The organism is Vibrio fujianensis (assembly GCF_002749895.1).
Lineage (GTDB): Bacteria > Pseudomonadota > Gammaproteobacteria > Enterobacterales > Vibrionaceae > Vibrio > Vibrio fujianensis.
In genome coordinates this window covers 785572-790621 of the sequence record NZ_NBUS01000054.1, presented here as the reverse complement: position 1 = coordinate 790621, position 5050 = coordinate 785572, and the positions used below count along the sequence as shown (strand labels likewise).

Genomic DNA, 5050 nt, shown 5'->3' with positions numbered 1-5050 from the left:
ACGAAATAACTCAACCATCATGAGCCCTAGTTCTGCGGCGGGTGGTTTAAGGCCTACATATAAAAAACCAATCGAGGCAAGCGCCAAGATGGCATTTCCAGCCCCAAAGCAACCTAAGGTAAAGAGATCGGTACGCAGTGTTGGCCACAAGTGGCGTTTAAATTGATACCACGAACTGAATCCGTAAAGTCGGGCGGCTTCAATTTCGGGAGAGCGCAGCAAGGTTAGGGTTCGGCTACGCACCACTCGAAAATACTCTACCCATAAAATTAAAGAGATAGCAAAATAGAGGATCATAAATGAGCCCGGTAGCATGGCACCAAAAAGAAGAACTAAAATGAGCCCCGGCATAGCCAAAAGTAGGTTGACCAACCACGACAAGCTTTTATCCCACCAGCCCCCTTTCCATGCCGCCACCACCCCTGCGAGTAGCCCTAATGAAGCCGAGGTGAGAACACTGAACAGCGCCATACTGAGCGAGGTCATAATTGCATTACTGAGCCGAGCGTAGTTACTGCGGCCATAGTGATCTCGCCCGAACGGTTCTTGCCAAGACGGTAATGCAAACGCTTGAGATAATGATTGTTGGGCCGGATCACCCTGATAAAAAAGCCACTCGATGGCGGTGAGCGTGATGAGAACGAATAAAATACTCAATCCCACCCATTGGGTTCGAGATAAATGAATAAGGCCACTCATGCGTGTGATTCCTGTTTTGCAAATCGTTGTCTTGGATCTAGGTAATACTGGGCCACATCAACCAAGGTATTGATGAACACAAACAGTAACCCCATGATCAATGCCGCACCTTGGATCATCGGAATATCACGTTGGAAGATAGCGTGAGAAAGGGCATGACCAATACCGGGCCAGGAAAATAAGGATTCAATCATGACGATTCCTTCTACCAAGCCGACTGCTTGAATGCCAACGAAAGCAATGACGGGCAAAGCAATGTTTTTATGTGCATGTCGCTGAAATGCCTGAGATTCGGTTAATCCCTTAAGACGTGCAAACTGAAAATAGGAGGAATGAATCACTTGGTGGGTGGCATTACGGATCATTCGATTAGACATAGCGGCAAGGCTACATGCCAATGCGCATGCAGGAAGAATCACGTGTTCTAGTCGGCCAAATCCCGCTACGGGCAGTAAGTTCAGGTGTAAAGAGAAAATCAAGATCAGCACCAACCCAATCAGAAAGACTGGCTGAGCCCTAACAGTGATTGAACCAAAGAGCGCAAGGTGATCGCTCCACTGGTTAACTCTTCTTCCACAGTAGATCCCAAGTGGAATGGCAAGGCATAGAGAAAGTAACGTTGCTGCGCCCGCAAGAAGTAATGAATGGCCAAGCTGATGAGATAGGGCATCAACAATCGGCTCGCCACTGACGAGAGAATGCCCCAAATTAAAATGCAACAAATCCCATAGCCAACTGAGATAAAGCTCAACACCTGAACGATCAAGCCCAAGTTCCGCTCGCACCGCTAAGGCGGCTTGTTCATTGACATAGTCATAACCATACCGACCTGCTGCAATGCGGTAGGCGATATCGCCGGGGATCATTCTCATCAAAATAAACGTCAAGGTGCCCACTGACCAAGCGACAAAAAGTGCTTGGTACAACCGAGAGAGCAAGAGTTTAGTCATGGAACTTCATCTCCGACAGGCGGTAGTTAATCTCAAAAGGGTCAAAAGAGAAGCCATGAATTTGACGATTTACCGCGATAATTTGTTGGTAATAAGTCACAGGAATAAGAGGCATTTCATCAGCAAGGATATGAGCGGCTTGCTGAGCCAATTGTTCATATTTCTCTGGGTCAGATTCAGTGACTAGCAGATCAAGCTGTTGTGAGAAGAGATCGGATGACCAGTGCATGGGTCCCCAATCGGATCCTTTTTCGGTAGCAAAATCTTCCATTAGTAAAGGTAGGGGGTCAGCAAGTGTACCGAAATTGCGGGCAATTAGTGCCAGTTCTAATGAATTATCATGATGCTTGGCAGGAATGGCACTGGAATTATCAATCGAAATTTGAACATCAATACCCAACTCTCGCCATTGTGCTTGGATTGCCGTTGCGAGGAGAGGAAGCTCTGGTCTATCGGCATAAGTCAGTAACTGAACGCGGAAAACTTCCCCCGATTTTTCCAGAAAGCCTTGCGCGTTTTTTTGCCAGCCTTGGTCGGTTAATAATTGTTGCGATTTTTCTAACTGGCGTTGTTCTCCCGATAAAGTGGGCAGATGCCAAGAGCCTAAAGCGGGAGAAAAAAGTTGGTAAGCATGGGATTGTGGCAAACGGAGTACGGATTCTGCCATACCTTGACGATCCAAAGCGAAGCTAAGGGCTTGACGTACTGATTTATGACTAAGAAATGGGTGAGCATTATTGACTTTAATCAACACGGTTCGTGGTATTGACTCAATGTGTAACTGGACATTTTTGGCCTGCTGGAGGGCTGGGATACTGATAGGATCTAATGTATAGACGATATCCGCTTGCCCCGTTTGCGCGAGCAACGCTCGGCTTTCTGAACGATGCCCCGTTAAGTACTCCACTTTCTCAATGGCCGCTGGTGTTCCCCAGTAACGATCAAAACGCATGACTTGCGCCTTATGTGGTGCTTGTAATTGATCAATTTGGTAGGGGCCGGTGCCTTGTAAGCGATTGACGTGCCCATTTTCATGATAAGACGATGGCGAAATGATCGCGGTGGAATAGTGAGCGAGGACGGAAAGCAATGGCCGATAAGGACGCTGTAGGATGATCACCAGCGCCTCATTTTCTGCGGTAATCGACTCAATCGGGACTTGACGAATCACTCCCGGTTTATTGACGGCTCGGCTGAGTGAGTGAACGACAGCTTGGGCCGTGAGCGGCTGACCATCATGAAACAGAACATTGGGGCGAATTTCAAAAACCCAGCGTAATCCATCTTCACTCTGTTGCCAGCTTTGTGCTAAAAGCGGATAAGGTTGTGCTTGGTCATTAATACCGATTAATGCTTCAACGACCTGTAAGCGAGAAAAAAGAAAACCATCTTTTGACAAATCTTGGCTACTAAACTCAAACGGACCAGAAACGGATAAAAGAGAGGGTTTGTCCGATGCGCTGGGTTTCCAAAAAAACACCACGGCAATGGCGATAACAGCAAGCAAGAATAACGTTTTTTTCATTAGTAAAATTATATATGTTATAACATAACATTATTTCAGCATGAGAATCGTTATCATGTCCAGTATTTTTTGTTATTGAATCGCTTGTGAACTATTTCATGTGTGAATGAGAAAGTAAGGTTGGCAATAGGGCGTGTTCGGCGCTGGAAGCACAGGAGCCAAAGTGCTGGCTCCTGCTTTATTATCTTATAGACTATGGGAGGGCGTTTTCACCAACCTGTTTTTGTATCAATAAAAGAGGGGTTATTGTGGAGAATAAAGGGTAAGAAAGATAGTGACGGCTCGGTGAACGGTGGTGTTAATTTGTGTGTGAGTGGGTTTGTCTATGGCCCCTAAGGCAAACGGTTCAACGTATTCCGCAGATAGAAGAGCTTTAAATTGCATGGCGGCAATCCAAGGGTCGCAGGGCTTTAGCATTCCTTTATCAATTTGTGCAGCAATATACTCGCTGACGTGCGTCCAGCCTTTTTTGGGCCCTTGCTCATAAAAATGTCGTCCAACAGAGGAGCGTTCAGCTTCGTGGATCGCCATACGATAAATTGCCATGGCTTCAACACCGAGAATCGAGTTGAGAAAATTTACGCCAAATTCTTCTAAAGAAGTGGCAATATCTCGATTTTTATCAAGAGATAAGAACGCATTAGCGATCTGTTCGGTGGCTGAAGAGGCCATGACCGCTGAAAAGATCTCTTCTTTAGAGCTAAAGTAGTTATAGAGCGTGGCTTTTGAACCGCCCAGCATTTTAGCAATGTGTGACATGGATGTCTGTTCAAAGCCTTGTTGTGTAAAAGAATCTTTTGCAACCTCTAAAATAGCTTGCCTTTTTTCTTCACTTTTAACTCGCATTCACCCATCAATCCCAACTGAAAAATTTCTATAAGTTTCTCTTGACTAGCCATTTCTGTCAAGAGTATAACTGTACCGTACAGTTTAGTTATAAGGTTGTGAAATGTGAAATACAATACTCAAATAAAGCTTATGCAGAGCCAATCTGTTTCTTATTTTTCGATGAGTATTCTCAGTGCGGCGTTACTTTTTGGCTGCGCAAGTCCAGATCTAGATCAAGACTTGGCCAAGATGAAGTCCGCACAAGAGTGGAATACCGAACAGACGTTTACTGATCATACCAGCATAGAGTGGCCGACGGATACTTGGTGGGAACGCTATCAAGATACACAGCTTAATCAATTAATAAGAGAAGCCTTTGAGTATTCCCCCACGTTACAAATGGCGAAGGCACGATTAGATAATGCCCGAGGCATTGCCGAGCAAGCAGGGGCTGCTCGTTCGTTGGATGTCGGGTTGGCGGCTTCTGCAAGCGAAAGTAAAGTCAGTTATCAGTACCAATCGTATTCACCACCTCATGGTTGGAATGATTACGGCTCACTCACGCTTAATTTTCAATATGACTTTGACTTCTGGGGTAAGAACCGAGCGTCGATTGCGGCGGCAACCTCAGATTTGGCCGCTGCAGAGGTTGAAAGTGTTTCTGCTCGTTTGATGTTAGCGACATCCATTGCTAATGCCTATGCCGAACTGGCACGTCTCTATGCTAACCAAACCACGGTAGCAGCGGCTTTAGGGGTGAGAGAGAAAACGGTTGAGTTATTGCAAAAACGCTACGACAACGGGCTTGAAACTCTGGGGGCGGTTAGCCAAGCAAAATCGATTGCTGCCAGTGTTGATGCTGAACTCTTGGCACTGAATGAGTCGATTGAATTACAAAAAAATGCGCTTGCCGCTTTAGTTGGGCAAGGGCCGGATCGCGCACGAGCGATTTATGCTCCAACCATTACGCTCAATGCTCGTTTTGGTCTGCCAGCAGACGCTAGTATTGGCCTGTTAGGGCATAGAACCGATGTTGTTGCTGCACGCT

At 46.1% G+C, this 5050-nt stretch carries 5 protein-coding genes; 1 reads left to right on the top strand and 4 read right to left on the bottom strand.

All coding sequences use genetic code 11. From position 1 onward, the window contains the following. The 4 genes from B7C60_RS16730 to B7C60_RS16715 all read right to left on the bottom strand — a co-directional run. The coding region (locus B7C60_RS16730) for an ABC transporter permease (RefSeq protein ID WP_245869646.1) at positions 1–699 on the bottom strand (699 nt) is incomplete at its 3' end. Beyond that, positions 696–1649 carry an ABC transporter permease gene (locus B7C60_RS16725; protein ID WP_099612617.1) on the bottom strand — a complete coding sequence of 318 codons (954 nt, stop codon included), beginning with the start codon at positions 1647–1649 and terminating at the stop codon, positions 696–698. The genes B7C60_RS16725 and B7C60_RS16730, both read right to left, overlap by 4 nt. After that, positions 1642–3174, bottom strand: a complete 1533-nt coding sequence (locus tag B7C60_RS16720; RefSeq protein ID WP_099612616.1) for an ABC transporter substrate-binding protein — start codon at positions 3172–3174, stop codon at positions 1642–1644. Before B7C60_RS16720 ends, B7C60_RS16725 begins: the two co-directional genes overlap by 8 nt. 243 nt (positions 3175–3417) lie before the next feature. Further along, positions 3418–4020, bottom strand: a complete 603-nt coding sequence (locus B7C60_RS16715; RefSeq protein ID WP_099612615.1) for a TetR/AcrR family transcriptional regulator — start codon at positions 4018–4020, stop codon at positions 3418–3420. A 132-nt stretch (positions 4021–4152) separates the two neighbouring features. Here B7C60_RS16715 and B7C60_RS19910 point away from each other — a divergent pair. Continuing rightward, the coding region (locus B7C60_RS19910) for an efflux transporter outer membrane subunit (RefSeq protein ID WP_245869684.1) at positions 4153–5050 on the top strand (898 nt) is incomplete at its 3' end.